General features: G+C 57.7%; 28 protein-coding genes. 11 read left to right on the top strand and 17 right to left on the bottom strand.

The window, feature by feature from the left end:
* Positions 1-209: 209 nt before the first annotated feature.
* On the bottom strand, positions 210-1,079 hold the full coding sequence (tesB, locus tag FHS21_RS09940; RefSeq protein WP_112525088.1) for an acyl-CoA thioesterase II: 870 nt from the start codon (positions 1,077-1,079) through the stop codon (positions 210-212).
* Positions 1,080-1,169: 90 nt separating this feature from the next.
* On the opposite strand from tesB, the gene FHS21_RS09935 reads away from it, so the two are divergent.
* On the top strand, positions 1,170-2,399 hold the full coding sequence (locus tag FHS21_RS09935) for a ubiquinone biosynthesis hydroxylase (protein ID WP_112525086.1): 1,230 nt from the start codon (positions 1,170-1,172) through the stop codon (positions 2,397-2,399).
* Between the two features lie 7 nt (positions 2,400-2,406).
* Here FHS21_RS09935 and FHS21_RS09930 read toward each other — a convergent pair whose 3' ends face one another.
* Positions 2,407-3,447, bottom strand: a complete 1,041-nt coding sequence (locus FHS21_RS09930; protein WP_183661793.1) for an aldo/keto reductase — start codon at positions 3,445-3,447, stop codon at positions 2,407-2,409.
* 244 nt (positions 3,448-3,691) lie between these two features.
* Between FHS21_RS09930 and FHS21_RS09925 the strand changes: the two genes are divergently transcribed.
* The gene (locus FHS21_RS09925) at positions 3,692-4,120 is read left to right on the top strand and encodes an OsmC family protein (RefSeq protein ID WP_112525084.1); all 429 of its coding nucleotides are present in this window, start codon (positions 3,692-3,694) and stop codon (positions 4,118-4,120) included.
* Between the two features lie 121 nt (positions 4,121-4,241).
* Positions 4,242-4,616, top strand: a complete 375-nt coding sequence (locus FHS21_RS09920; RefSeq protein ID WP_183661792.1) for a YkvA family protein — start codon at positions 4,242-4,244, stop codon at positions 4,614-4,616.
* A 21-nt stretch (positions 4,617-4,637) separates the two neighbouring features.
* On the opposite strand, the gene FHS21_RS09915 is transcribed toward FHS21_RS09920, so the two are convergent.
* The 5 genes from FHS21_RS09915 to FHS21_RS09895 all read right to left on the bottom strand — a co-directional run bounded on the left by FHS21_RS09915 (position 4,638) and on the right by FHS21_RS09895 (position 8,948).
* Entirely contained in the window at positions 4,638-5,417 is a 780-nt protein-coding gene (locus tag FHS21_RS09915) for a succinate dehydrogenase iron-sulfur subunit (RefSeq protein WP_112525080.1), read from the bottom strand.
* A gap of 75 nt (positions 5,418-5,492) precedes the next feature.
* Positions 5,493-7,313: a succinate dehydrogenase flavoprotein subunit gene (gene sdhA / locus FHS21_RS09910; protein ID WP_112525078.1), complete on the bottom strand. Its 1,821-nt coding sequence runs from the start codon at positions 7,311-7,313 to the stop codon at positions 5,493-5,495.
* Between the two features lie 8 nt (positions 7,314-7,321).
* A complete protein-coding gene (gene sdhD, locus FHS21_RS09905) occupies positions 7,322-7,705 on the bottom strand; it encodes a succinate dehydrogenase, hydrophobic membrane anchor protein (protein ID WP_112525076.1) in 384 nt (127 codons plus the stop codon).
* Between the two features lie 10 nt (positions 7,706-7,715).
* Positions 7,716-8,114 carry a succinate dehydrogenase, cytochrome b556 subunit gene (sdhC, locus tag FHS21_RS09900; protein WP_112525074.1) on the bottom strand — a complete coding sequence of 133 codons (399 nt, stop codon included), beginning with the start codon at positions 8,112-8,114 and terminating at the stop codon, positions 7,716-7,718.
* Positions 8,115-8,474: 360 nt separating this feature from the next.
* Complete coding sequence (locus FHS21_RS09895; RefSeq protein WP_112525072.1) at positions 8,475-8,948, bottom strand: GNAT family N-acetyltransferase; 474 nt, start codon at positions 8,946-8,948, stop codon at positions 8,475-8,477.
* Positions 8,949-9,137: 189 nt separating this feature from the next.
* Between FHS21_RS09895 and FHS21_RS09890 the strand changes: the two genes are divergently transcribed.
* The 5 genes from FHS21_RS09890 (at position 9,138) to queF (ending at position 11,941) form a co-directional block, all read left to right on the top strand.
* Complete coding sequence (locus FHS21_RS09890; protein WP_112525070.1) at positions 9,138-9,551, top strand: hypothetical protein; 414 nt, start codon at positions 9,138-9,140, stop codon at positions 9,549-9,551.
* 81 nt (positions 9,552-9,632) lie between these two features.
* Entirely contained in the window at positions 9,633-10,343 is a 711-nt protein-coding gene (queC, locus tag FHS21_RS09885) for a 7-cyano-7-deazaguanine synthase QueC (protein WP_112525068.1), read from the top strand.
* The gene (gene queE / locus FHS21_RS09880; protein ID WP_112525066.1) at positions 10,340-10,993 is read left to right on the top strand and encodes a 7-carboxy-7-deazaguanine synthase; all 654 of its coding nucleotides are present in this window, start codon (positions 10,340-10,342) and stop codon (positions 10,991-10,993) included. The genes queC and queE overlap by 4 nt, the downstream gene beginning before the upstream one ends.
* 106 nt (positions 10,994-11,099) lie before the next feature.
* Positions 11,100-11,486 carry a 6-pyruvoyl trahydropterin synthase family protein gene (locus FHS21_RS09875; protein WP_112525064.1) on the top strand — a complete coding sequence of 129 codons (387 nt, stop codon included), beginning with the start codon at positions 11,100-11,102 and terminating at the stop codon, positions 11,484-11,486.
* A gap of 23 nt (positions 11,487-11,509) precedes the next feature.
* Positions 11,510-11,941, top strand: a complete 432-nt coding sequence (gene queF, locus FHS21_RS09870; protein ID WP_376772090.1) for a preQ(1) synthase — start codon at positions 11,510-11,512, stop codon at positions 11,939-11,941.
* A gap of 171 nt (positions 11,942-12,112) precedes the next feature.
* Here the strand turns inward: queF and leuC are convergent, their stop codons facing one another.
* The 6 genes from leuC to rimM all read right to left on the bottom strand — a co-directional run bounded on the left by leuC (position 12,113) and on the right by rimM (position 17,371).
* A complete protein-coding gene (gene leuC, locus FHS21_RS09865; RefSeq protein WP_112525060.1) occupies positions 12,113-13,522 on the bottom strand; it encodes a 3-isopropylmalate dehydratase large subunit in 1,410 nt (469 codons plus the stop codon).
* Positions 13,523-13,639: 117 nt separating this feature from the next.
* Positions 13,640-14,383, bottom strand: a complete 744-nt coding sequence (locus FHS21_RS09860) for an amino acid ABC transporter permease (protein WP_246410974.1) — start codon at positions 14,381-14,383, stop codon at positions 13,640-13,642.
* Between the two features lie 80 nt (positions 14,384-14,463).
* Positions 14,464-15,258 (bottom strand): basic amino acid ABC transporter substrate-binding protein, encoded by a 795-nt coding sequence (locus tag FHS21_RS09855; protein WP_183661788.1) that lies wholly within the window; start codon positions 15,256-15,258, stop codon positions 14,464-14,466.
* 172 nt (positions 15,259-15,430) lie between these two features.
* On the bottom strand, positions 15,431-15,883 hold the full coding sequence (gene rplS / locus FHS21_RS09850) for a 50S ribosomal protein L19 (protein ID WP_112525226.1): 453 nt from the start codon (positions 15,881-15,883) through the stop codon (positions 15,431-15,433).
* Positions 15,884-16,082: 199 nt separating this feature from the next.
* Positions 16,083-16,793 carry a tRNA (guanosine(37)-N1)-methyltransferase TrmD gene (gene trmD, locus FHS21_RS09845; protein ID WP_112525054.1) on the bottom strand — a complete coding sequence of 237 codons (711 nt, stop codon included), beginning with the start codon at positions 16,791-16,793 and terminating at the stop codon, positions 16,083-16,085.
* The gene (rimM, locus tag FHS21_RS09840) at positions 16,790-17,371 is read right to left on the bottom strand and encodes a ribosome maturation factor RimM (protein ID WP_112525052.1); all 582 of its coding nucleotides are present in this window, start codon (positions 17,369-17,371) and stop codon (positions 16,790-16,792) included. Before rimM ends, trmD begins: the two co-directional genes overlap by 4 nt.
* A gap of 124 nt (positions 17,372-17,495) precedes the next feature.
* Here rimM and FHS21_RS09835 point away from each other — a divergent pair, with 124 nt between their 5' ends.
* The 3 genes from FHS21_RS09835 to FHS21_RS09825 all read left to right on the top strand — a co-directional run bounded on the left by FHS21_RS09835 (position 17,496) and on the right by FHS21_RS09825 (position 20,062).
* Positions 17,496-18,452, top strand: a complete 957-nt coding sequence (locus FHS21_RS09835) for a tyrosine recombinase XerC (protein ID WP_183661786.1) — start codon at positions 17,496-17,498, stop codon at positions 18,450-18,452.
* A gap of 63 nt (positions 18,453-18,515) precedes the next feature.
* A complete protein-coding gene (locus tag FHS21_RS09830; RefSeq protein ID WP_112525048.1) occupies positions 18,516-19,586 on the top strand; it encodes a TraB/GumN family protein in 1,071 nt (356 codons plus the stop codon).
* Positions 19,587-19,723: 137 nt separating this feature from the next.
* Entirely contained in the window at positions 19,724-20,062 is a 339-nt protein-coding gene (locus tag FHS21_RS09825) for a hypothetical protein (protein ID WP_112525046.1), read from the top strand.
* A 64-nt stretch (positions 20,063-20,126) separates the two neighbouring features.
* Here FHS21_RS09825 and lpdA read toward each other — a convergent pair whose 3' ends face one another.
* From lpdA to FHS21_RS09805, 4 genes are all read right to left on the bottom strand, one after another.
* Complete coding sequence (lpdA, locus tag FHS21_RS09820) at positions 20,127-21,569, bottom strand: dihydrolipoyl dehydrogenase (RefSeq protein WP_312879861.1); 1,443 nt, start codon at positions 21,567-21,569, stop codon at positions 20,127-20,129.
* Positions 21,569-22,096 carry a hypothetical protein gene (locus FHS21_RS09815; RefSeq protein ID WP_112525042.1) on the bottom strand — a complete coding sequence of 176 codons (528 nt, stop codon included), beginning with the start codon at positions 22,094-22,096 and terminating at the stop codon, positions 21,569-21,571. The genes lpdA and FHS21_RS09815 overlap by 1 nt, the downstream gene beginning before the upstream one ends.
* Before the next feature lie 83 nt (positions 22,097-22,179).
* Positions 22,180-23,475: a 2-oxoglutarate dehydrogenase complex dihydrolipoyllysine-residue succinyltransferase gene (gene odhB / locus FHS21_RS09810; RefSeq protein ID WP_183661784.1), complete on the bottom strand. Its 1,296-nt coding sequence runs from the start codon at positions 23,473-23,475 to the stop codon at positions 22,180-22,182.
* A 34-nt stretch (positions 23,476-23,509) separates the two neighbouring features.
* Entirely contained in the window at positions 23,510-26,530 is a 3,021-nt protein-coding gene (locus FHS21_RS09805; RefSeq protein ID WP_112525037.1) for a 2-oxoglutarate dehydrogenase E1 component, read from the bottom strand.
* Between the last annotated feature and the right edge of the window lie 45 nt (positions 26,531-26,575).

Genomic DNA, 26,575 nt, shown 5'->3' with positions numbered 1-26,575 from the left:
GAAAGGCTTCACATCCGCGTTGAACCCATCGCCTAAAGCCGCTTGTGGCAATCGGTGACTGCTAAGGAGTATTCAAGTTCTGTGCCAGACTCGAAATATAACGCCAAGTTATTGATTACAAATGGATATTTTTAACGATTGATGGCATGCCTGCGTGACGCTAAGCAACATGCCTAAAATTTAGGCAAACTCAAAGGACTTTGAAAACGTCACGCTTCGGAATGCACACGAATTAGGCCTTCCTGTGCTGTCGAGGCAATCAATGCGCCATCACGGCTATAGATTGCACCACGATTAAAGCCACGCGCACCGGATGTACTGGGGCTATCTGCCGTATAAAGCAGCCAATCGTCGAAACGGCAGGGACGATGAAACCACATGGCGTGGTCGAGGCTGGCGACCTGCAAGTCGCGATCGAAAATCGATCTTCCATGCGCATAAAGCGAGGTATCGAGCAGCGTCATGTCCGACAGATAGGCGAGAACTGCCGCCTGCACGGCGCGATCATCCGGCACGGGACCTGTGGTCTTGATCCATACGTTCTGCTCGGGCGGCAGCTTCTCGCGCGAAAAATAGTGGGCAAGCGACAAGGGCTTCATCTCGATGGGCCTGTCTTGCTCCCAGTACTTGCGGATAGCGGCAGGCGCATTCTGCAGATATTGCTCTTTCAGGTCGCGGTCGCTGATGAGATTTTCCGGTTCGGTGACATCAAGCGGTTTAGGCTTTTGATGTTCGAGCCCCTCCTCCTCGATCTGGAAGGAGGCTTCGAGCGAAAAGATCGCGTGGCCATGCTGGATGCCGACGACCCGCCGGGTGGTGAAACTCGAACCGTCGCGAATACGATCGACCTCGTAGATAATCGGCACTTTCGGGTCGCCGGCGCGCATGAAATAGCCGTGCAGCGAGTGCACATGACGCAGAGGATCGACGGTGCGCTGCGCCGCAACCAGCGCCTGGCCGATCACCTGCCCGCCGAAGACGCGTTGCCAGCCGGACTGCGGGCTGCGACCTCGAAACAGGTTGTGTTCAAGCATCTCAAGGTCGAGTATGGACAAAAGCTCATTCATGGCGTCAGACATGATCGAAGTCTCCCGTTCGCGCGTCCAACGCTTGCAACAGGAACAGGAGCACAAGTCAAGCGCCGCATAATTGCAACCCGGAGGCAAATCATGGTTGAACGAAGCTCCCCGCAAGACATCACCATCGCCGGCGCAGGCTATGTCGGCCTCGCGACAGCGGTCGCGCTGAAATCATCGGCGCCGCACCTTGCCGTCACGGTTATCGACGCCGCGCCCGCCGGCGTATGGCGCAACGATACCCGCGCCTCGGCTATCGCCGCCGCCGCAAGCCGCATGCTGGACCGCCTCGGATGCTGGGAGGCGATCCTGCCAGAAGCGCAACCCATCACCGAGATGATCGTCACCGATTCGCGCACGTCCGATCCGGTACGGCCCGTGTTCTTGACCTTCAACGGCGAAGTCGAACCGGGCGAGCCATTCGCACATATGGTGGAGAACCGCGTCCTCAACGCATCGCTGCGCAAGAAGGCAGAAGAGCTTGGCGTAACCTTCATCGAAGGCGCGCCGGTAAACGGTTTCGAACATGGCGAGGCACATCTGACGGTCCGTTATTCCGACAAGAAGAGCTTGCGCACCCGGCTGCTGATCGCTGCCGACGGAGTCAAATCCCGCCTGCGCGAGATGGCCGGCATCAAGGTCGTGAACTGGGAATACGGCCAGTCAGGCATCGTCTGCACCGTCGCGCACGAGCGCCCGCACCATGGCCGGGCCGAGGAACATTTCTTGCCGGCAGGACCCTTTGCGGTGCTGCCGCTCAAAGGCAACCGCTCTTCGCTGGTCTGGACCGAACGGACCGCCGATGCAGAGCGCCTGATCAACGAAGATGATTTCGTTTTTGAAGCCGAGCTCGAACAACGCTTTGGCCTGAAACTTGGTGAAGTACACGTGGAAGGCTCGCGTAAAGCCTTTCCGCTCGGTCTTACCCTTGCTCGGGATTTCGTCAAGCCGCGCTTCGCGCTGGTGGGCGATGCAGCGCATGGTATCCACCCGATTGCCGGGCAAGGTCTCAATCTCGGCTTCAAGGATGCGGCAGCGCTGGCGGAAACCATCGTCGATGCCGATCGGCTCGGGCTCGACATCGGTTCGGTCGCGGTGCTCGAACGCTACCAGACCTGGCGCCGCTTCGACACGGTGCAGATGGGCGTCACCACGGACGTTTTGAACCGGCTGTTTTCCAACGACAACGTACCTGTCAGGGCGCTGCGCGATTTTGGTCTCGGCCTTGTCGAACGGATGCCGCGGCTCAAGGGATTTTTCATCCGCCAGGCCGCGGGATTGTCGACGACGGCGCCGAAACTGCTGCAGGGCCAGCCGATCTAGACTTGCCCTAGAGCGGCCGCGGATATTTGCGGTAGATCGCGTTTATCTCCCTGAGGAGTTCCGGCGGCAGCGTGATCTGGCTTGCCCAGATATCTGTCTTCAGCTGTTCCATCGACGTTGCGCCGATAATGACCGAGGTCATGAACGGCCGCGTCAGGGCGAAAGCAATCGCCATCTGCGCCACATCGAGATTGTGCTTGCGGGCAAGCTCAATATACGCGCGAACTGCAGGCGCGGAGTGTTCATTGTTACGCCACAGACCGCCCGGCTGAATCGAGCCACGGGTACCCGCCGGCATCTTCCCATCGAGATATTTGCCGGTCAGTACACCGGAAGCCAGCGACGAATAGGCGAGAAGGCCGACATCCTCGTGATGGCTAAGCTCGGCAAGATCGAGATCGAAGACGCGCTGGATAAGGCTGTATTCGTTCTGCACGGTGGCAACACGGGGCAGATCTTGACGCTCGGAAAGCTTGAGCCATTGACCGATGCCCCAGGCCGTTTCGTTGGAAAGTCCGATGTGACGGATCTTGCCTTCCTTGACCATATCGCCAAGCCCGTGCAGGGTCTCTTCGATCTGCCCCACGACCTGCGACTTGTCCTGGTTCTGCGGCGCATACTGCCATGCGGTACCGAAATGATAATGACCGCGGGCGGCATAGTGGACCTGATAGAGATCGATATAGTCGGTCTGCAAACGCTTCAAACTACCTTCCACCGCTTCACGCACGGTCTGGCGATCAGGTGGGGTTCCATTGCGGATCCAGCTATTGCCGCCGCCGGAAATCTTCGACGCCAATACGAACTTGTCGCGCTTGCCGGTTTTCTTGAACCACGTGCCGATATAACTTTCGGTTTTCCCGTAGGTGTCCGCGCTCGACGGAATTGCATAGACTTCCGCCGTATCCATGAAATTGATACCCGCATCCAACGCATAGTCGATCTGGCTGTGTGCATCGGCTTCGGTGTTCTGTACGCCCCAGGTCATGGTGCCGAGGCAAATTTCAGTGACGTCGATATCGGTCCTGCCGAGTTTCTTCAGTTTCACGGGATGATTCCAGTTCTGGCGATGAGAATTGAATAGTCTGAACGGAAGCTTGTGAGACCGTTCCATAAGGGAATTGTTTTTTAGCCTGATGACAGCATTTCATCAATATGGGATTCTCTTCTTGCGACCAAAGGTCGAGCGAATTCCCGACATGCATCTGTCTCGGAACTGCACTATGCTCGGCGCGTTATGCTTTTATCGAAGACCAGCCGGCTCGATACTTCAACCACGAGGGAGACGAAAAATGGACAGACAAGCAACAGCAATCTGGAAAGGCGCGCTGAAAGATGGTCAAGGCACGCTCGACACCCAAAGCGGCGCGCTGAAAGGTCTTCCCTACAATTTCAAGGCCCGTTTCGAGGATGCAAGCGGCACTTCCGGTACCAACCCTGAGGAACTGCTGGGCGCGGCCCATGCGGGTTGCTTCGCCATGCAGCTTTCACATTTCCTCGCGGAAAACGGCACCCCAGCTGAAAAGCTCGAAGCCAAGGCGGTCGTGACGCTTGACCCGGCCAAAGGCGCGATCACCAAGAGCGCACTGACCCTGGTCGGCAATGTTCCGGGTATCGACGCTGCAACTTTCAGCGAGCTTGCCAACAAAGCCAAGGCCAATTGCCCGGTGTCAAAGGCGCTCGGTGCGATCGAACTTACTCTGGATGCCAGGCTGGCTTGATTGTCAGGCAACCGACCGAATGATCTGCGGGCGCTCTGGCGCCCGTTGCTATTGACCCAATAACTGGCACAACCAGGACTCATCCCTTATTGCGTGGCGATGGACCGGAATCACTTGGCTTATGATTGCATCGCTGGAACAGTGGGCGCGAACCATCAAGCGCGATGTCGTTGCGCTCTGGATGGCCGCGCGCGATCCGCGTGTTCCCTGGTATGCGAAAGCAGTTGCCGGGGGCGTTGCCGCCTACGCTTTAAGCCCTATTGATCTGATACCGGACTTTATCCCGATCATCGGCTATCTGGACGATCTCATCATAGTGCCGCTTGGCATCATGCTGGCGGTCAAACTTGTGCCTGACGATCTCATGCAGGAACTCCGGGACGAGGCCACGCGCCGCGCCAAACCAGTGAGCAAGACGGGGTTTGCCTTTATTGTGCTAGTCTGGACGCTTGCGGCTATCGCTTTGCTGTGGGTTTTCTGGCCGAATTCTGCTTAGCTTCCTTCGGCTGAGACGGTATCAAACCCGACGCTCCACCATCATCTTCTTGATTTCAGCAATTGCCTTGGCGGGGTTTAGACCCTTGGGGCAAGCCTGCGCACAGTTCATGATTGTGTGGCAGCGGTAGAGCCGGAACGGGTCTTCCAGATTGTCCAGACGCTCGCCCGTTGCTTCGTCGCGGCTGTCGATCAGCCAGCGATAGGCTTGGAGCAGCACAGCCGGGCCGAGATAGCGATCGCCATTCCACCAGTAGCTCGGGCATGAGGTCGAGCAACAGGCACACAGGATGCACTCGTAAAGGCCGTCAAGCTTGGCGCGATCTTCGTGGCTCTGCAGCCATTCCTTGGCCGGCTCTGGTGAGACCGTCTTCAGCCACGGCTCGATCGAACGATGCTGCGCGTAGAAATTGGAGAGGTCCGGCACCAGATCCTTGACGACGGGCAGATGCGGCAATGGATAGATCTTCACAGCGCCCTTGATCTCGTCCATGCCCTTGGTGCAAGCGAGCGTATTGGTGCCATCGATGTTCATGGCACAGGAGCCGCAGATACCCTCACGGCATGACCGGCGCAATGTCAGTGTCGGATCAATCTTGTTCTTGATCCACAACAGACCGTCGAGAACCATCGGGCCGCAATCGTCGAGATCGACATAATAGGTATCGATGCGCGGGTTCTCGCCGTCATCCGGCGACCAGCGGTAAATCCGGTACTCGCGCAGATTGTTTGCGCCCTGCGGACGATCCCAGGTCTTGCCGGGACGCATCTGCGAGTTCTTGGGAAGTGCAAGTTCAACCATAATATTTTGGTCTCTCTATTTGTTCTTTCGCAATCCCGGACGGAAAACCGGTACCCACTTTTCCTGGGATTGCTTTTAGTACACACGCGCTTTCGGCGCGATCTTGGCGAGGCTGATGCCGCCATCCTCTTCCTTGAGCAACGGCTCGAGGTGAACAGGACGATAACCCAGCGTGACCTTGCCATCCGGCGCCAGCCAGGCAAGGCTGTGCTTGCGCCAGTTGACATCATCGCGATTGGGGAAATCCTCATGCGCATGGGCGCCGCGGCTTTCCTTGCGCGCTTCGGCGGCAACGACCGTGGTGATGGCATTGGCCATGAGGTTTTCGAGTTCGAGCGTTTCCATGAGATCGGAATTCCAGATCATCGAGCGATCGGTGACCTTCACATCCGGCAGTTCGCTCCAGATCTGCTCCATGCGGCTTACGCCCGACTTCAGTGATTCCGAAGTGCGGAACACTGCCGCATCCTCCTGCATGGTCTTTTGCATCTTTTCGCGCAACTCAGCGGTCGGAATGCCGCCATTGGCATGACGCAGGCGGTCGAAGCGGTCCATGATCTTCGTGACCGAAGCCTCATTGATATCGGGGATCTTGGCGTTGCGGTCGATCACCTGGCCGGCGCGGATCGCAGCGGCGCGACCGAACACCACAAGGTCGATCAGCGAATTGGAGCCGAGACGATTGGCGCCATGCACCGAGGCACAGCCCGCTTCGCCCACCGCCATCAGACCGGGCTGGATGCGGTCCGGATCTTCTGCAGTCGGATTGAGCGCTTCACCCCAATAATTGGTCGGGATGCCGCCCATATTGTAGTGAACCGTCGGAATGACCGGGATCGGCTCCTTGGTGAGATCGACGCCGGCAAAAATCTTGGCCGATTCCGAAATGCCGGGCAGGCGCTCGTGCAGGACAGCCGGATCGAGGTGATCCAGATGCAGGAAGATGTGATCCTTGTTCTTGCCGACGCCGCGCCCTTCGCGGATCTCCAGCGTCATGCAGCGTGAAACCACGTCGCGCGATGCCAGATCCTTGGCGGAAGGTGCATAGCGCTCCATGAAGCGCTCGCCTTCGGAATTGACGAGGTAACCGCCCTCGCCGCGCGCACCCTCCGTGATCAGACAGCCGGCACCATAAATACCGGTCGGGTGGAACTGGACGAATTCCATATCCTGCAAAGGCAAGCCCGTGCGCGCGACCATGCCGCCGCCATCGCCCGTGCAGGTATGCGCCGACGTTGCGGAGAAATAGGAGCGGCCGTAGCCGCCCGTTGCCATGACCACCATCTTGGCGGCAAAGCGATGGATCGTGCCGTCGTCGAGGTTCCAGGCGACAACGCCGGTGATGGTACCCTCCTCATCCTGGATGAGATCGAGCGCGAAATACTCGATGAAGAACTGCGCATTGTGGCGTAGGCTCTGACCATAGAGCGTGTGCAGTATGGCGTGGCCTGTGCGATCGGCCGCCGCGCAGGTGCGCTGCACGGGCGGCCCATCGCCGTAGTTCATCATGTGACCGCCGAAGGGGCGCTGGTAGATTTTGCCCTCTTCGGTGCGCGAGAACGGCACGCCGTAATGTTCGAGCTCGTAGACGGCGGCCGGCGCTTCACGCACGAGATATTCCATGGCGTCCGTATCGCCGAGCCAGTCCGAACCCTTGACCGTGTCATACATGTGCCACTGCCAGGAATCGGCGCCCATATTGCTGAGCGAGGCGGCGATGCCGCCCTGCGCCGCAACCGTATGCGAACGGGTGGGGAAAACCTTGGTGATGCAGGCTGTCTTCAGGCCTTGCTCCGCCATGCCGAGCGTGGCGCGCAGGCCCGCGCCACCTGCGCCGACGACGACCACATCGAATTTATGGTCGACGAACTTATAGGCTTTATCTGTTGGTGCCATAGTAGAGTTTAAACTCCAAAGCTCAGCTTGAGGATCGCAAAGATGCAGACAATACCGACGCCAAGAGCGAAGAACGTATTGAGCATCAAAAGCACGACCTTCGCGCCTTCACCGTGTACATAATCTTCAATGATGACCTGCATGCCGAGGCGCATGTGATAGAGACCGGAGACGAGCACCATCAACAGCACAATGGCAGTAAGCGGGTGGGACAGGGCGGCCTTTGTCTCGACATAGCCTGCGCCATGCAGGGACAGGATCAGGCCGATGAAAAACAGGATCAGCGGAATATTCGACATCGCAGTCAGGCGCTGACGCCAGAAATGTTCCGTGCCTTCTTTCGCAGAACCAAGTCCGCGAACTTTTTTAAGCGGCGTGCGCATATCGCTCATATCCGCCTCCTCAAGCTATCGTGAATGCGGCGATCCAGACCAGGATCGTCAATGCGACTGAAAGAACGAGCGAACCCCAGGCCATCTTCGTGGTCGTCTCCTTTTCAAGGCCGCGGCCGGTATCCCAGATCAGATGGCGTATGCCGCCGATCATGTGATGAATAAGCGCCCAGGTGTAACCAAGCAGAACCAGAAGGCCGATCCATGAACCATAGACCATGTTGACGATGTCGAACTGCCGCTCGCTTGTCGCTGTTGCGATCAGCCACCAGGCGACCAGCAGCGTGCCGACATAGAGCGCCGAGCCGGTGATGCGGTGGACGATCGACATGACCATGGTTGGAATTGGTTTGTAGATTTGCAAATGCGGCGACAGCGGCCGGTTTGCATGTAGATTTGTCTTGCTCATAGCGTCCCCGAGGGTAGCGCCACATCTGGTTAGACGGGCAGGGCCGAAAGGCTGGATAAAGGCAATTTAGAGGGGTTTTAATCCGGTTTTTGCACTGCGTCAAAGCCCCATTCCGCACCCTCATGCGGCGAATTGGCTTGAATAGCAAGTCAATAAGGTTTTTGCTTAAAATTCAATCGTTTAAAGCGGTAAAAACGCCTGTTTCAGAGGTCAAATCTGGCACGTGTGCCATGCAAAAATAAATCGCATGAGTCTCGAATAGCGAGGTTCAAGACAGGCATTTATACGATAGTCGTACGCGACGGGGCGGGTCGTTTGCAGGATATTCATTGTGCGGCAACAATCCGGAGTTGATCCGGATTATTGATTGCCGAAGCGGATGATGAAACTGGTCCAGTCGGCAGGCGCCGCGACCTGTTCGTAGAGCTTGCGGCCATCTTCCGGCACGCGCGGCGCATTGAGCGAGAGCTTGGTCCAGCCGCGTTCTTCCGCCTTGTCCGCGAGCACGTCAATCAGTGCCTTGGCGATACCTTTGCCGCGATGATCATGGTGCACATAGATATGATCGACCTGACCGGCGCGCATGCCGGACACGGGCTCCGGCAGATCGTAGAAAATGACGAAACCGACAAGAATACCATCAAGCCGGGCGCCCGCGATTTCCGCCGTGCGATCCCGCAACAGGTTCTCGGCGTAGTAATCATCCGGACGGCGCGGTGCGCCCCGCTTCAACGCCTGGGCATAACTGGCGAGGAGCGGCGCGAACTCATGGGCATGGCTGAGATGCAGCAAGGAAATGTCGATGGCGTGCTCGTCCGCGCTTTTCTTGGTCATGGTCACATCCGTCCCTTTGTGGCTGCCTGAGCAGGGTGTTCTTATACATCGGAGGATTGGTTGATTGCAGCCAGCACGTCAACCTGCGCCGGTGATGAAAATCGATTTGATTAGGTTTTGAGCGGATGACAATTGTTAATAAAAGGTTAATCTGGCTGCAGAGCAGTTCGATCGTTAAGGGAATGTGTCATGCTGGCTAAGAAAACTTCCTTCTCCAAGTGGCCTCTGCTCGCTTCGGCGGCGCTCTCGATCGGATTGGCTGCCCCGGCTTTTGCAGAAAACAGAATCAATGCCAGCAACTCTTATGGGGATGAGTACGGCAACATCGTCTATTACGAATCGGGCGGGTCGAAGATCATCTTTGTCGGCGGCGCGGCTGCGAAATCGGATGTGATCGGCAAACAGATCCGGCGCGCGGTCCCCGTCTACCGGCGTGGTGGAAAGCAGCCGGCGATCATCTCTCCGCCAGCCGATCCGATAGTGATCGGTGTAATTCCGCCGCCCAACACAAGCTGCGACAGTCCGATCATGGTCAAGGGTCTCGGCTACCAGTACGGTATAGATCGTAACTCGACGATCATTCTTGCCCATCCCGGCTGCTGAACAACGATCCACCGCTGCGATTTGATTTGCCTCGCTAGCGAGCGCCCTGTAAAGGGTGCCGCTTTCAAGAGGTAACAAGATATGGCTCGCAGCTCCGACGGCGCACTCGTCCTGTTTTCCGGCGGGCAGGATTCGGCGACTTGCCTCGCATGGGCACTATCGCGCTTCGACCGTGTTGAAACGGTCGGTTTCGACTACGGCCAGCGGCACCGGATCGAACTCGAGGTGAGCGGGCAATTCCGCAGTGCCCTTGCCGGGAAATTTCCGCAATGGGCAGCGCGGCTTGGCGACGACCATATGCTTGATGCAAGCATCATCGGCGAGCTTGGATCGACAGCCATGACCCAGGATATCGCGATCGAGATGGAAGAAAACGGCTTGCCGAATACGTTTGTGCCCGGCCGTAATCTGCTGTTCTTCACGCTCGCCGGTGCGCTGGCCTATCGCCGTGGCCTGCGGGTAATCGTAGGCGGCATGTGCGAGACCGACTACTCCGGTTACCCCGACTGCCGCGACGACACGTTGAAAGCTCAGCAGGTAGCGCTGTCACTCGGGCTGGACCGCCGTATCACGATTGAAACGCCCCTGATGTGGCTCGACAAGGCCGAGACCTTTGCACTGGCGCAAGACCTCGGCGGCGAAGCTTTGCTGGATCTGATCGTCGAGCACACCCATACCTGCTATCTCGGCGATCGTTCGCAGCGGCATGAGTGGGGCTATGGCTGTAACAGCTGTCCAGCCTGCGAACTGCGTTCGAAAGGGTGGCAGAAGTTCAAGGCAGAAGCCGCATGACCTACGCCGTCAAAGAAATCTACCTGACCCTGCAGGGCGAGGGCAATCATACGGGCCGCGCTGCCGTTTTCATGCGTTTTGCCGGCTGTAACCTGTGGTCCGGGCTTGAGCGCGACCGCGAAGAAGCGATCTGCAAGTTCTGCGATACGGATTTTATCGGCGTGAATGGTCCGGGCGGCGGCAAGTTCAAGACTGCCAACGCTCTGGCCGACGCGGTGGCAGCAGCCTGGCCACAAAATGCTGGCGGAAAGCCCTATGTCATCTGCACCGGCGGCGAGCCGCTGCTGCAACTCGACACTCCGCTGATCAACGCCTTTCACGCGCGCGGTTTCGAAGTGGGTATCGAGACCAATGGCACCATCGCGGCGCCGGCAGAAATTGACTGGATCTGCGTCTCGCCCAAGGCGACCGCACCCCTCGTTCAGACCAGCGGCAACGAGCTCAAACTGGTCTATCCGCAGAAGGAAGCCGAGACGCATCCATCACGCTTTGAGCAGCTCTCTTTCGAGCATTTCTATTTGCAGCCTCTTGACGTCATCGGCGATCCGGCGCAAACCGCCGCGCATGTGGCATCTGCAGCGGCCTATTGTCTCGCCCACCCGCTTTGGCGGCTGAGCACGCAGACACATAAGATACTGGGTTTGCCTTGAGGTAAGCCCTTTGTTTACCGCAATTCCGGACGCAAAAGCGTTAGACACTTTTGCTGGAATTGTTTTTGCGGGCGCCTGTATTGCGCCAATGCGAACGAGGACAACCATGAGAATCTTCAACGAATTTACGTTTGAAGCGGCACATCATTTGCCGCACATATTTCCCGACGGACACATCAATACGCGTCTGCACGGACACAGCTTTCGGGTTCGCGTGACGCTGGAAGGAAAACCAGATAGCCAGACCGGCCTTATCTCCGATCTTGGCTCTGTCAAAAGCGCCTTCGACAGCGCGCAGGAGAAACTCGATCATCGCTATCTCAACGAAATCGAAGGGCTTGAAACGCCAACGCTTGAAAACATCGCGATGTGGCTGTGGCGGCACTTTGCATCGTCTTTGCCCGGTTTGGCCGAGGTCGGCGTCTACAGGGACACCTGCGGCGAGGGCTGCGAGTATCGGGGCGAATTCGAGATGGAAAGGAAAGCAGCATGAGTCATTATGCAGAACAGGCGACGATGCTCGGCAAGGATGTCAAAATCCCGCAGCATCCGGATGAGGCGATCCTTGATGCCGTCCCGAACCCCCAGGCGGGAACGCTTTTCCTGGCACGCTTCGCCTGCCCGGAATTCACCTCGCTATGTCCAGTTACCGGCCAGCCAGACTTCGGCCACCTTGTGATCGACTATGCGCCGAACCAGACGCTGGTGGAGTCCAAATCGCTGAAGTTGTTTCTCGGCAGTTTCCGCAATCACGGGGCATTTCACGAAGACTGTACCGTCGGGATCGGCAAGCGCATCGTCGAAGCGGTCAAGCCGCTGTGGCTACGCATCGGCGGCTATTGGTATCCACGCGGCGGTATTCCGATCGATGTGTTCTGGCAGACCGGTCCGGTACCGGAAGGCCTGTGGCTACCAGACCAGGGTGTCCCGGCCTATCGGGGACGGTGATTCGCTTTAAACGGATGGCATCGCCGCCGTGCGTGGTTCGACAAGCTCACCATGAGGGAGATTGGTGGATTGCAATGACAGTCGCCAAGCTTGGTGTTTGTCGTCTGCAATCAGTCCAACGTCCCTCATGGTGAGCTTGTCGAACCACGCACAGCAGCGATGCCAACAGTATTATTTCCACTCGCGAATATCGACAAAATGTCCGGCAATCGCAGCGGCTGCTGCCATGGCAGGCGAGACAAGATGCGTGCGGCCCTTGAAGCCCTGACGACCTTCGAAGTTACGGTTCGACGTCGAGGCGCAACGCTCGCCGGGCTTCAGACGGTCATCGTTCATCGCAAGGCACATGGAGCAGCCCGGCTCGCGCCAGTCAAAACCAGCAGCCTTGAAAATCTTGTCGAGCCCTTCCGCTTCCGCCTGTTCCTTGACGAGTCCAGACCCGGGCACGATCATCGCATCGACGGTCGCAGCAACCGTGCGGCCCTCGACGACCTTGGCGACAGCACGAAGATCTTCGATACGGCCATTGGTGCAAGAACCGATGAACACACGATCAAGCTTGATATCCGTGATCGGTGTACCGGGCTTCAGGCCCATATAGTCGAGAGCCCGCCACTTCGATGAGCGCTTGGTCTCATCCGGAATCTCGTCCGGGTTCGGCACGGCGCCAGTTACGGCAATGACGTCTTCCGGCGAAGAACCCCAGGAAACGATAGGCGGCAGATCGGCTGCATTCAGAACAACGACCTTGTCGAAATGCGCACCCTCATCGCTCTGGAGGGTTTTCCAGTATTCGACCGCCTGTTCGAACGCTGCGCCCTTTGGCGCGCGGGGCTTGTCCTTGACGTAGGCGAAAGTCGTTTCGTCCGGTGCGATCAGGCCCGCGCGAGCGCCGCCTTCGATCGACATATTGCAGATAGTCATGCGGCCTTCCATCGACAGCGCACGAATGGCTTCGCCGGCATATTCGATAACATAACCGGTACCGCCCGCAGTGCCGATTTCGCCGATGATGGCAAGGATGATGTCCTTGGCGGTCACGCCAGCCGGCAGCACGCCATCGACACGCACCAGCATGTTCTTGGCTTTCGACTGGATCAGCGTCTGGGTCGCGAGAACGTGCTCGACTTCCGATGTGCCGATACCATGCGCCAACGCGCCGAAAGCGCCATGCGTCGAGGTGTGGCTGTCACCGCAGACGATCGTCATGCCCGGCAGGGTAAAACCCTGCTCCGGCCCGATGATGTGCACGATACCCTGACGGATATCCTTCTCCGAATAGTATTCAACGCCGAAATCCAGCGCATTCTTGGCAAGGGCTTCGACCTGGATACGGCTTTCATTGTTTTCGATACGCTTGGTCCGGTCCGGCGAGGTCGGTATGTTGTGGTCGACGACGGCGAGTGTCTTTTCCGGATGGCGAACCTTGCGGCCAGTGAGGCGAAGGCCTTCGAAAGCCTGCGGGCTGGTCACTTCATGGACAAGATGGCGATCGATGTAGAGAAGGCATGTGCCATCCTCCTGACTATCGACCAGATGGTCATCCCATATCTTGTCATAAAGTGTGCGTGGCGCAGACATTGCGATATCCTCAGACTTTCCAATTATTTCGTGGACATATGCACTCGAGGTCCAGTTACGTCAAGAAACAAGCGAAAAAAGTAATAATCCGGCGACAAAGCGCCGCTGTTTCCTGGATTAACGGCGATTCAAACGGCGTTCCAGCCAGCGCAGCCCGAGTGACAGGCTGATTGTCAGAACGAGGTATATATAGGCGACGACAGAGTAGGTTTCAAAGAAGCGGAAGGAACCTGAGGCATAGACCTTGCCCATCTGCGTGACGTCGACGACGCCCAGCACAGAGACAAGCGAAGAATCCTTCACCATCGAGATAAAATCATTGCCGTAAGGCGGCAGGATGGTGCGGATCGCCTGCGGCATGACGATCAGCCGGAACCGTTGAAACCGCTTGAGGCCCAACGCTTTCGCGGCTTCGATCTGCCCCTTGTCCACGGCCTGGATGCCCGCCCGGAAAATCTCGGCGAGAAAGGCCGCGTAGGCTAGCATCAACGCGATGATTGCGCGCCAGAGGAGCGAGAAATCGCGAACTTGCAGTGGATCGAGAAGCCCCGCCGCCTGCAGTGGCTGCGTCATGAAATTCCATAGCCAGACCACAGCCGTAGCGCCGACAAAAGCGATATAGAACAGCAGCACCAGCAAGGGGATGCCGCGAACAATCTCGACATAGAATCGCGCGATCTGCCTGACAGCGACATGTTCTGAAAGGCTCATCACCGCAAGGAGAAGACCGAACGCCGACGCGAGGAAGAAGGCCAGCAGCGAAACCCACACGGTAATCCAGATACCCTGCGAGACCGTCGTAAAGACCTGCCCGTAGATCGGGCTGATGAGAATGGCGATGCCGAGTGCAACGGCAATCATCCCCGCCACAAGCAGCCACCACGGGAAATCACTCTTCTCGGAAGGCCCCCTGCTCTTCGTGTTGTCTGGCACTGTCGGGATTACTGCCCGAGCTTGTAGTCGAGGAACCATTTCTTGTTGAGCGCATCGAATGTGCCATCCGCTTTCAGTGCAGAAATGGCTGCATTGACTGGCGCGACGAGATCAGAACCCTTCGGAAAGATGAAACCGAAATCCTCGGCGCCGAGCGGCCCGCCGATCAGCTTCAAGGCACCACCGGACGCATCGACATAGCCCTTGCCGGCCGTACTATCTGTGAGGACAAGGTCGACATCGCCGGTCTTCAGCGCCTGGATGGTCGCGCCGAATGTCTCGAAAAGTTTGATGCGCGGGTTCTGCTCATTGCCGTCCAACACGTTATAGACGGCGACATAGAAATTGCTGGTACCTGGCTGCGCCCCGACGAGCGTATCCTTGGCGTCGGCGAAGCTTTTCGGATCGGTGAAGCGATTCTCGTCGCCGCGTACCAGCATGAACTGCTCCGAACGCATATAGGGTTCTGAGAAATCCACCTTCTGCTTGCGCTCGTCATTGATGGTGATGCCGGTCATGCCGATCTGGTACTGATTGTCCGCAACGGCCTGGATCATCGCGTCCCAGCTGGTGTTGAGATATTCGACTTTGAAATTGAGGCGTTTGGCAATCTCGTTCATTGCATCGTACTCCCAGCCGACAGCCCTGCCGGTCTTCGGGTCGACGAATTGCAGGGGCGGATAGGCATTTTCCGTGACGACCGCGACTTTCCTGCCGCCAAGATCGGGCAGCTCCGCGGCCAAGGCAGAAAACGGCGTCAGGGCGAGTATCAGCCCTGCCAAAAGAACGGATCGCAAGTTCATCTCAAACCCCTGTCACGTGTTTGCGTCGGCAACAGATTTCACCTTGCCACCGGCTCGTCAATCCCCGCAAGCACGTCTGTTCCTTCTGCGCCGTGAAGGTAGATGATATTTTGCGCGACAAACAAAAAAGGCGGCCCGAAGACCGCCTTTTTCAAAATGATAGGGACCGCGCTTATTCAGCGGCAGGTGCCTTGGCAACAGTTGCTTCCGAGACTGTCTCGGCTGCACCGGTTGCAGGAACAGTTGTCTTGTTCTTGCGGTTGTCTTTCTTCTCGACGATGCGAGCCGCCTTACCGGTGAGGCCACGCAGATAGTACAGCTTGGCACGACGTACCTTACCGCGACGAACGATATCGACGCCTTCAACCAGCGGAGAAATGACCGGGAATACGCGCTCGACGCCTTCGCCATAGGAAATCTTGCGAACCGTGAAGTTCTCATTGATGCCAGCGCCGTTGCGGGCGATGCAAACGCCTTCATAGGCCTGAACGCGGGTACGGGTACCTTCCGTCACGCGGACATTTACACGAACAGTGTCGCCTGGGCGGAAATCCGGGAGCACGCGCTTGGCTTCGATTTTTGCTCTCTGTTCGAGATCGAGCTGACGAATAATATCGACGGTCATCGTCTTCATCCTTTGTTTTTCAAACAGTCAGAGCGCTCGACACTTGAAACATAGCAACATGGCCACATTTCTATGCCTCCGACGAAGCAGGAGCGAATTCACCATTCATTGATTAATGGACCGGGTATATCCCGAGTTGGCGGGCTGATACACCATAAAACCCGGTTTGTCACGTACACAGGCGATTCTTTTTGCTTGGCTATTTCTTTAGTGACGCTCTATGCGCCTCCCAAAGATCCGGCCGGCGCTCCTTCGTCAACCGTTCCGCTTCTGAACGCCGCCACTTATCGATAGCACCGTGATTACCGGACAGGAGCACATCTGGAATGCGCCGCCCTTCCCATTCCTGCGGCTTGGTATAGTGCGGATGTTCAAGAAGGCCGGTCTCGAAACTCTCGGTTTCGCCGGACATGACATTGCCCATCACACCTGGCAGGAGCCTGACGATCGCATCGAGGACGACGATTGCGGCAGTCTCGCCCCCGGAAAGTATGTAATCGCCGATCGAAATTTCTTCGAAATTCCGGGCCTCGATCAGCCGTTCGTCCACTCCCTCGAAACGTCCGCAGAGCATGATCGCGCCCGGCCCCGCAGCGAGTTCCCGTACACGGGCCTGGGTCAAAGGTTTGCCGCGCGGGCTCATGTAAAGTTTCGGACGCCCGTCAGCCACATGATCGACCGCGCGGGCGAGAACATCCGCTTTCATGACCATGCCAGCGCCGCCGCCGGCTGGCGTGTCATCGACCATGCGGTGTTTGTCGGTAGTGAAATCGCGTATCTGCACCGTTTCCAGCGACCATGCGCCATCCTGCAAGGCTTTGCCGGCAAGTGACACGCCAAGTGGTCCCGGAAACATTTCCGGATAAAGCGTCAGCACAGTGGCGCGAAAACCGCCGTCAACCGTGGTCATGGCTGCTTTTTCCCGCCATCCTCGCCGCCGAGTTGCCGACGGCGTTCCTCATCTTCGTTCTCGTCGGGAATGAGACCCGCGGCGGCAGGATCGATAATGATATGACCGGCCTTGATATCCACATGCGGCACCGCGAGCATCGTGAAAGGGATCAGCATCGGACGCTTTCCCGGTATGGTCAGCTCAAGCAGATCGCCACCGCCGAAATCGAACATCGCCGATACTTTGCCATGCTTGTTGCCTTCGGCGTCGATCGCGTCGAGCCCGATCAGGTCCGAGTGGTAATATTCGTCCTCGTCCAGATCCTGCGGCAGTTGCGAGCGGTCTATGAACAAAGTCGTGCCGTTCAGCGCCTCGGCCATGTTCCGATCGTTCACCCCGCGAAAGCGCACGACCACCACCGTCTTCGCCGGTCGGATATCAAGGACCTCGAACGGCCTGCCGGTCACGTCATAAAGCGGACCGTAGTCCGCCAGCGCCATCGGATCGCCGGTGAAGGTTTTCACCCTGAGTTCTCCGCGCGTGCCATGCGCCGCACCGATCACCGCCAACTGCACCGGATCGTTCAACTTCGCCATCAGTTTCTTCCACCTTTACGCGTTCAGCCTCGAATTAGAGCAAACGGCCAATAAATCCAAGGCGAAACGACTCTGTAAGAAGTCATGTGGCATTGTCCCGGCGTATTAGCCGAGGAGCGATGCCATGGGCGTCCAACCACAAACCGAGCCGTTTCTTGTTTCTGCCCGACCGGATCTGATCGATGCGCGAGAAAACTGGCTGAAATCGCTGAAGAACACGCGGCGGCTGGCAGCGAACACATTGGAGGCCTATGAACGCGACACGCGCCAGTTCTTCCAGTTTCTTACCGGGCATCTCGGCGAGCCTCCAGCACTCAAGGACGTAGCGACACTGCGGGTCGCCGATTTGCGTTCATTTCTTGCACGGCGGCGCAATGATGGTGCCGGTGCGCGTACGCTCGGTCGCGGGCTTGCGGGCATACGCTCGTTCCTGCGCTTTCTCGAAAAGCAGGGCATGGCCAACGCTGCTGCTTCGATCGCCATGCGGGCGCCGCGACAGCCGAAATCGCTGCCCAAGCCGCTGACGATGGTGGATGCACGGCGTGTCGTCGAGAAGAGCGAACAGCTGAACGAATTGCCGTGGATCGCCGCGCGCAACGCCGCGGTTCTGACGCTGCTTTACGGCTGCGGATTGCGCATTTCCGAGGCGCTCGGCCTCGATGGCGACGCATTGACCGATCCGGATGCGCGTTCGATCCTGATTACCGGCAAGGGCGGCAAGACCCGCATGGTGCCATTGCTACCAATTGTGCACCGGGCCGTTGCCGAATATCGCGCGCTCTGTCCCTACGATCTCGAAGAGGGCAAGCCGCTGTTTCGTGGCGCGCGTGGCGGCAAACTGCACTCAGCCATTATCCAGCGTGACATGCAGAAGATGCGTGGCGCGCTCGGCCTGCCGGACACGGCGACACCGCACGCCTTGCGCCATTCATTTGCCACGCATCTGCTGGGACGCGGCGGCGATCTGCGCACGATCCAGGAGTTGCTCGGCCACGCCAGCCTGTCGACGACGCAGGTCTATACCGGCGTCGATACGGAGCGATTGATGGAGATTTACGCCAAAGCGCATCCCCGCGCCTGAATACGGACAATTTACCGGCGGAGATTAACGCTTTCTCCGCAGGCTTACGGATAGATACCAGGCATGAACGACACCGATAATCTCACCTCGCTTGATCATGTCGCAGACAGGCTGTTGCGGCTGTGCCTGATATTGAGCTGGCTGCTGTTGGCTTCGCTCTTCGTGGTGTCTTTCAGTGTGACACGCGCCAGAGCCGAAGAGGTCTCGTGCGGCGGCCATGATCTGATCGCGGAAATGGCAAGGACCGATCCGGCAAAGCTTGATGCCTTGCGCAAGGAGGCCGCGGATACCGTAAACGGCAAGGGTCTGCTGTGGAAGATCGAAAAGCCTGGAACACGGCCATCCTATCTCTACGGCACGATGCATCTGACCGATCCGCGCGTTCTCAAGCTTTCCGACGCGGCGGAGACCGCCTATCGGGGTGCCGATACCGTCGTGATTGAAACAGATGAAGTCCTCGACCCGAATGCTCCAATGAAGGTCATGGCCGAAACGCCGGAACTGATGATGTTCATGGACGGCAATACGCTGGACAAGGTCATCCCCCACAACAAGCTTGAGACGGTGAAAACTGCGCTTTCTGAGCGGGGTATCTCGCTCGCTGCCGTCAATCGCATGCAGCCCTGGATGCTGACCAGCATGCTCGCCATGCCGGCATGCGAATTCGCTCGCAAAAAGGAAGGTGCAGCCTTTCTCGATATCAAGCTGGCGGAAGATGCCAAGGCGCAAGGCAAGCAGATTGCCGGGCTCGAGACTATCAAGGATCAACTCGGCGCCATGGCGTCGCTGCCAACACAGTTTCACATCGACGGATTAATCGAAACGCTGACGCTCGGGTCGAAACTACCGGATGTCTTCGAAACGATGACCGTGCTTTATACACAAGGCGATATCGGCATGATATTCCCTCTGATGCGCTCGGTATCTCCCGATGGCACCGAAAGCGGCCAGAATTATGCGGAATTCGAGGAGAAGATGGTCAATGCGCGCAACCGGACCATGGCGGAGCGCGCGTTGCCGATCATTGACAAGGGCAATGCCTTCATTGCCGTCGGCGCGCTACACCTGCCCGGAGAGCAAGGTCTTGTTTCCCTGCTGAAAAGCAGAGGCTATACAATCACTGCCGAGCAATAATTCGACCAAGTATTGACGCATATATCCGGCATCAATCCAAAACGTCGCTGATCGATGATCTGGCAATTCCGGAACTTTCTGGACCGATAGTCGTTGTTCTCCTCGGAATGGTACTGAAAAGTCATGGAGGACACGAAATGACATACGATCCAAACCTGCAGCGGCCGGTGACTACTGATCCTCTGGATCCGGCACGTCCCAATTCTACGGTTGTGACGAACAAGAGCGGAGGGAGCGGTTTCCTTATAGCTGGTATCATCATCGCCGCCTTGGTTATTGGCGGCTATTACTTCCTCAACCGTAGCGACGTTGGTATGAGCCCGACCGCTCCAACACCGCCTGCTGCGACTGACACGACGACACCGGCACCGGCACCGGCTACACCTGAGCCGCCGGCAGCAACTGCACCTGCACCGACAGCTCCGGCTCCTGCCGAACCTGCTCCGGCACCAGCAGCGCCAGCCCCGGCTCAATAATTAGCGAGAGCATACAAAAAAGGCCCGGATATCCGGGCCTTTTCGATACGGTTGAAAAGTATGATTACATGTGGATCGGCTTGAAGAAAGTCGCCAGAGCAGCTTCGCGCACGGCTTCCGACATGGTCGGATGAGCGTGCGTCGTGCGCGCCAAATCCTCTGAAGAACCACCAAATTCCATCAGAACAGTTGCCTCGTGGATCATTTCACCAGCGCCGTAACCCAGAATATGAACACCAAGCACCCGGTCGCTCGCCTTGTCCGCCAGAATTTTCACAAAACCATCGGTGTGCAGCATGGCACGGGCACGGCCGTTGGCCGTAAACGGAAATTTGCCAGGTTTGTATTCGATACCGGCCGCCTTCAGCTCTTCCTCCGTCTTGCCGACAGATGCCACTTCAGGCTGCGTGTAGACCACGCTCGGGATTGCGTCGTAATTGACGTGGCCCACCTGCCCCGCAAGGATCTCGGCAACGGCAATGCCCTCATCCTCCGCCTTGTGCGCCAGCATCGCCCCCTCGACGACATCGCCAATGGCATAGATCCCCGGGACATTCGTCTGCCAATGATCATTGATAGCGACACGTCCGCGATCATCGACCGCAACGCCGGCGTCCTTCAGGCCCACACCGTCCGTATATGGTTTGCGGCCCGTCGAGACGAGCACCACGTCGGCGTCGATGGTTTGAGCTTCGCCGCCCTTGACCGGCTCGAACGTAATCTTTGCGCCCTCACCGGACTTTTCGATGCCGGTCACCTTGGCACTCATCTTGAACTCAATGCCCTGCTTTTCCAGCATGCGCTGGAATTGGCGCGAGACTTCGCCGTCCATCGGTCCGAGAATCTTGTCGAGGTATTCCACGACCGTGACCTTCGATCCTAGGCGCGCCCAAACCGAACCAAGCTCAAGCCCGATCACGCCGCCACCAACCACGACGAGGCGCTCCGGTACTTTTTCGAGCTCCAGGGCGCCGGTCGACGATATGATGACTTTCTCGTCGAATTCGACATTGACGCCAGGAATGCCGGCGACATCCGAACCGGTGGCGATGACAATGTTCTTTGTTTCGATCTCCTGAACCGTACCGTCTTCGGCAGTCACGGAAACCTTGCCGGCCGCCAAAATCTTGCCTGTGCCCATGAACGTGTCGATCTTGTTCTTCTTGAAGAGGAAAGCAACGCCATTGACGTTGGCCTCGACAGTTGCATCCTTATGGGCAAGCATCGCAGGAAGGTTGAGCTTTGGTGTGCCGACATCGACACCCAAAGTGGCATGGGAATGACCCGCCTCATGGAACACTTCCGAGGCATGCAGCAGTGCCTTTGACGGGATACAACCGATATTGAGGCAGGTTCCGCCGAAAGTAGCGCGCTTCTCGATCACCGCGGTCTTGAGGCCAAGTTGCGCGGCCTTGATCGCGCATACGTAGCCACCCGGACCTGTTCCGATGACGACGACATCATATACCATGATTGATTCCTTCTCTTGCGACGTTGCCCAACAAATTACTGTTCAGGCACGCATTCTTTAAAGCGGAAGACTTCCCAGGGAAAAGTCTCGATGGGTTTTTCAAGTTTGAAATTGAAACTGCTCATGGAGCTGGAGAAATCGGGCAGGAGCAAAGCCTGCGCAGCCGGTTCCTTGGCTTGCGGCAGGAGGTCGGCGTCGGCTCCCTCCTTCAAGGCATAGATGACGCCACGCCAAACGGTGCATGCCTGCAGTTCGTCACCGGTAACATCGCCAGTGGGGCACTTGTACATGATGATGCCGTTGGGTCTTGCAATGCCCTCATTCCACATGACCACGCCATCGAGTTTCAGATCGCTGTCGTTCATCTCGATTGAGAATTCATTCGATGTCATGACAGGCTGATCTTCCGGAACATGCTTGAACCTCAGTGTATAAGCATCATCCCTGTCGGTGTAGATCGCACGATCCTGCGTACAGGCGGCAAAAGCAGGAGCAGTAGTTAGAGCTGTCCCCAAGAGAGCGGCCAGAATAAGTGCAGAACGGGAATGAACGTTCGAATCCATCAATATTCTAACTCTCGGGTGTGGACACGACGGCGCCGACTAACCTCCCCTTACGGGAGCAAAAGCCAGCACCGTCACGTTTGTTAAAGATCAAGAACAAGACGCTCCGGATCCTCCAGGCTCTCCTTGACGCGAACAAGGAAGGTCACTGCTTCCTTGCCATCGACGATGCGATGATCGTAACTCAGCGCCAGATACATCATCGGGCGAATGACGATCTGCCCGCCAACGACCACCGGGCGATCCTGGATCTTGTGCATGCCGAGAATACCCGACTGGGGCGCATTGAGGATGGGCGAGGACATCAGGGAACCGTAGACGCCGCCATTGGAAATGGTGAACGTACCGCCCTGCATGTCAGCCATCGACAGCGCGCCGTCGCGCGCAGCCTTGCCGAGACGGCCGATTTCCTTTTCGATCTCGGCGATCGACATCTGGTCGGCATTGCGCACGACCGGAACGACAAGGCCCCTATCCGTGCCGACAGCAACGCCAACGTGGGCGAAGTTCTTGTAGATGATATCGTTGCCGTCGATTTCCGCGTTGACCGAAGGTACTTCCTTCAGCGCATGCGTTACGGCCTTGGTGAAAAAGCCCATGAAGCCGAGCTTGACGCCATGCTTCTTCTCGAAAATTTCCTTGTAGCGATTGCGCAGATCCATGACCGCTGACATGTCCACCTCATTATAGGTGGTGAGCATGGCGGCCGTATTCTGTGCGTCCTTCAACCGGCGCGCAATCGTCTGGCGCAGGCGGGTCATCTTCACCCGCTCTTCACGCGATGCGTCGTCGGCGGACGATGCCGGACGAGCCGCAACAGGCTTGGGTGCTTCCGCCGCGGCGGGCTGGGCCGTGATGCCTTTGGCAACGGCATCAAGCACATCACCCTTTAGCACCTGTCCGCGCTTGCCGGACCCTTCGACCTGAGAGAGGGAAACACCTTTCTCGGCAAGGATCTTGGATGCAGCAGGGGAAGCCGGCATCTCGCTTGGTTTGCGTTCTGTAATGGCCGGCTCACCGGCGACTTCGGCGGTCTTTGCTTCTGCTTCCTTGGTTGTAGCAGCAGCAGCGCTGCCCCCAGCCTGCGCGGTAGCTTCCGGCTTTGCCTCCGCCTTCTTGGCGGGAGCAGCTACAGCACCATCGCCGGAACCGATCATACCGAGCAGGGCACCGACCTCGACCGTATCGCCCTCCTTCGCAGTGATTTCAGCGAGCGAGCCGGCAGAAGATGCCGGCACCTCGATCGTCACCTTGTCGGTTTCGAGTTCGACCAAAGGCTCATCAACGGCAATCGCATCGCCGACATTTTTGAACCATTTGCCAATTGTCGCTTCGGAAACGGATTCGCCCAGCGTTGGGACGCGGATTTCGGTGGCCATGTTCTCGTTCTTCCGTTGATCGTGATCTGTCTAATTAAGAACCCAAAGCATCTTCGAGGAATGCTTCAAGCTGTGCAAGGTGTTTGGACATCAGGCCTGTTGCCGTCGAGGCTGCCGCAGGACGTCCGGTGTAACGGACGCGCTGATGCTTGGCATCGATATGCGCGAGGACCCATTCCAGATAGGGATCGATGAAGGCCCAGGCGCCCATGTTTTTCGGCTCTTCCTGACACCAGACCATTTCCGCGTTGCGGAAGCGGGAAAGTTCAGTGATCAGGGCCTTTGCCGGGAACGGATAGAGCTGCTCGACACGCAGGAGATAGACATCGTCGATGCCGCGCTTTTCGCGCTCCTCGTAAAGGTCGTAATAGACCTTGCCGGAGCACAACACCACGCGGCGGATCTTCGAGTCCTTCTGCAGCTTGATAGGCTGATCCTTGAGGAGCTGCGCATCATCCCACAGCAAGCGGTGGAACGATGAATCGCCCGTGAAATCACCAATCGAGGAGACGGCACGCTTGTGACGCAGCAGGGATTTGGGCGTCATCAGGATAAGCGGCTTGCGGAAATCGCGTTTCATCTGACGGCGCAGGATATGGAAGTAATTAGCCGGCGTCGTACAGTTCGCGACCTGCATATTGTCTTCGGCGCAAAGCTGCAGATAACGCTCGAGCCGGGCCGAGGAATGTTCCGGCCCCTGACCTTCATAGCCATGCGGCAGAAGGCAGACGAGACCCGACATACGCAGCCATTTGCGCTCGCCCGACGAGATAAACTGGTCGAAGATGACCTGCGCGCCGTTGGCGAAATCGCCGAACTGCGCTTCCCACAGGGTCAGCGCGCGCGGATCGGACAGCGAATAACCATATTCGAAGCCGAGCACAGCCTCTTCCGAAAGCATCGAATTGATGACTTCGTAAATGGCCTGGCCCTTCTGCAGATTATTGAGCGGGATGTAGCGCTTTTCGGTATCCTGATCATAAAGCACCGAATGACGCTGACTGAACGTGCCGCGCTCGACATCCTGGCCGGACAGGCGCACCGGATGGCCTTCCGTGACCAGCGAGCCGAATGCCAAAGCCTCGGCAGTCGCCCAATCGAAGCCCTCGCCTGTCTCGATCATCTTGGCGCGGTTATCCTGGAAACGCTGAATTGTCCTGTGCACATTGAGCCCAGGGGGAACTTCGGCGAGCTTCCTGCCGATTTCCTTCAAGGTCTTCACCGGCAGCCCGGTCTTGCCGCGCCGCTGCTCATCGGCGTTGTCGGCAGTCCGAAGACCGCTCCACGCACCGTCAAGCCAGTCAGCCTTGTTTGGCTTGTAATGCTGGCCCGCTTCGAATTCCTGTTCGAGATTTTCGCGCCATGCGGCCCGCAGCTTTTCGAGGTCAGCGTCGGTGATGAGCCCTTCGTCGATCAGCTTCTGCGAATAGACCTGGACCGTCGTCTTTTGACTGCGGATCGTCTTGTACATGATCGGCTGCGTGAACGCGGGTTCATCACCTTCATTGTGGCCGAACCGGCGATAGCAGAACATGTCGATGACGACTGGCTTATGGAACGTCATGCGATATTCGGTGGCAATCTTCGCCACATAAACAACGGCTTCCGGATCGTCACCATTGACGTGGAAAATCGGCGCTTCAATCATTTTCGCCACATCCGACGGATAGGGCGAGGAACGCGAGAAGCGCGGATTGGTGGTGAAGCCGATCTGGTTGTTGATGATGAAATGCACCGTACCGGCAACGCGGTGGCCGCGCAGACCGGACAGCCCGAGACATTCGGCGACAACGCCCTGACCGGCGAACGCCGCATCGCCATGCAGAAGCAGAGGCATGATCTTGGCACGCTCGGACAGGGGTACAATCTCATCGCGGTCGCGCCCGACAATAAGATCCTGCTTGGCGCGCGCCTTGCCCATGACGACCGGATTGACGATCTCAAGGTGCGAGGGATTGGCTGTCAGCGAGAGGTGGACCTTGTTGCCGTCGAACTCGCGATCCGACGATGCACCAAGGTGGTACTTCACGTCACCAGAACCTTCAACGTCATCCGGCGTATAGGAACCGCCCTTGAACTCATGGAAAATCGCGCGGTGCGGCTTGCGCATGAACTGGCTGAGAACGTTGAGCCGGCCGCGATGCGCCATGCCGAGAACGATCTCCTTCAGGCCCATGGAACCGCCGCGCTTGACGATCTGCTCCAGCGCCGGGATGAGCGACTCGGCACCATCGAGGCCGAAACGCTTGGTGCCTTTGTATTTGACATCAATGAACTGCTCGAAGCCTTCCGCCTCGATCAGCTTCGACAGGATGGCCTTCTTGCCTTCCGCCGTGAAAGCGACGCCCTTGTCCGGACCTTCGATGCGTTCCTGAATCCAGGCCTTTTCCACCGGATCGGAAATATGCATGAACTCTACGCCGATGGTCGAACAATAGGTGCGCTGCAGGATGTCGAGCATCTGCGGGATCGTCGCATATTCGAGACCCAGCACATTGTCGATGAAGATCTTGCGGTCGTAGTCGGCCGGCGAGAAACCATAGCTCTCGGGCGACAGCTCGTTATAATCTTCCTTGACCTCGGCAAGGCCGAGCGGGTCAAGTTTGGCATGCAGATGACCGCGCATGCGATAGGCACGGATCATCATGATCGCGCGCACGGAATCGCGGGCAGCATGGATGATATCCGAATCTGACGCTGGCACCTGAACGGCAACGGCAGCGCCATTGGTAGCTGCTACGCCATTGGCACTCTTGGCCTTCAACTTGTCGGTGATGTGCTTTTCAACTTCGCCCCAATTGCCGTCGAGCGCTGAAACGAGCTCGCCATTGCTGGTGATCGGCCAATTCGGCTTTTCCCAGGAAGCGCCCTTGGCATTGGCGATAACGTCAGCCTTGCTGTCGTTGAGGTTGGCGAAGAATTCCTGCCATTCGGCATCCACCGATGCCGGATCCTGCTCGTAACGCGCGTGCAATTCCTCGATATAATTGGCATTGCCGCCATAGAGAAATGAGGTGAGAGCGAAAAGATCGTTGGCCTGTTCTTGACGTGCCATGTTCGTGACCGGAGCCCTGCTCCGTCTCCTTTTCTGGTGGTTGAC

The organism is Phyllobacterium trifolii, from assembly GCF_014192095.1.
GTDB classification, from domain to species: Bacteria; Pseudomonadota; Alphaproteobacteria; order Rhizobiales; family Rhizobiaceae; genus Phyllobacterium; species Phyllobacterium trifolii.
Note: the sequence above shows the minus strand (reverse complement) of the source record. Positions and strands in the feature narration are given on the sequence as shown.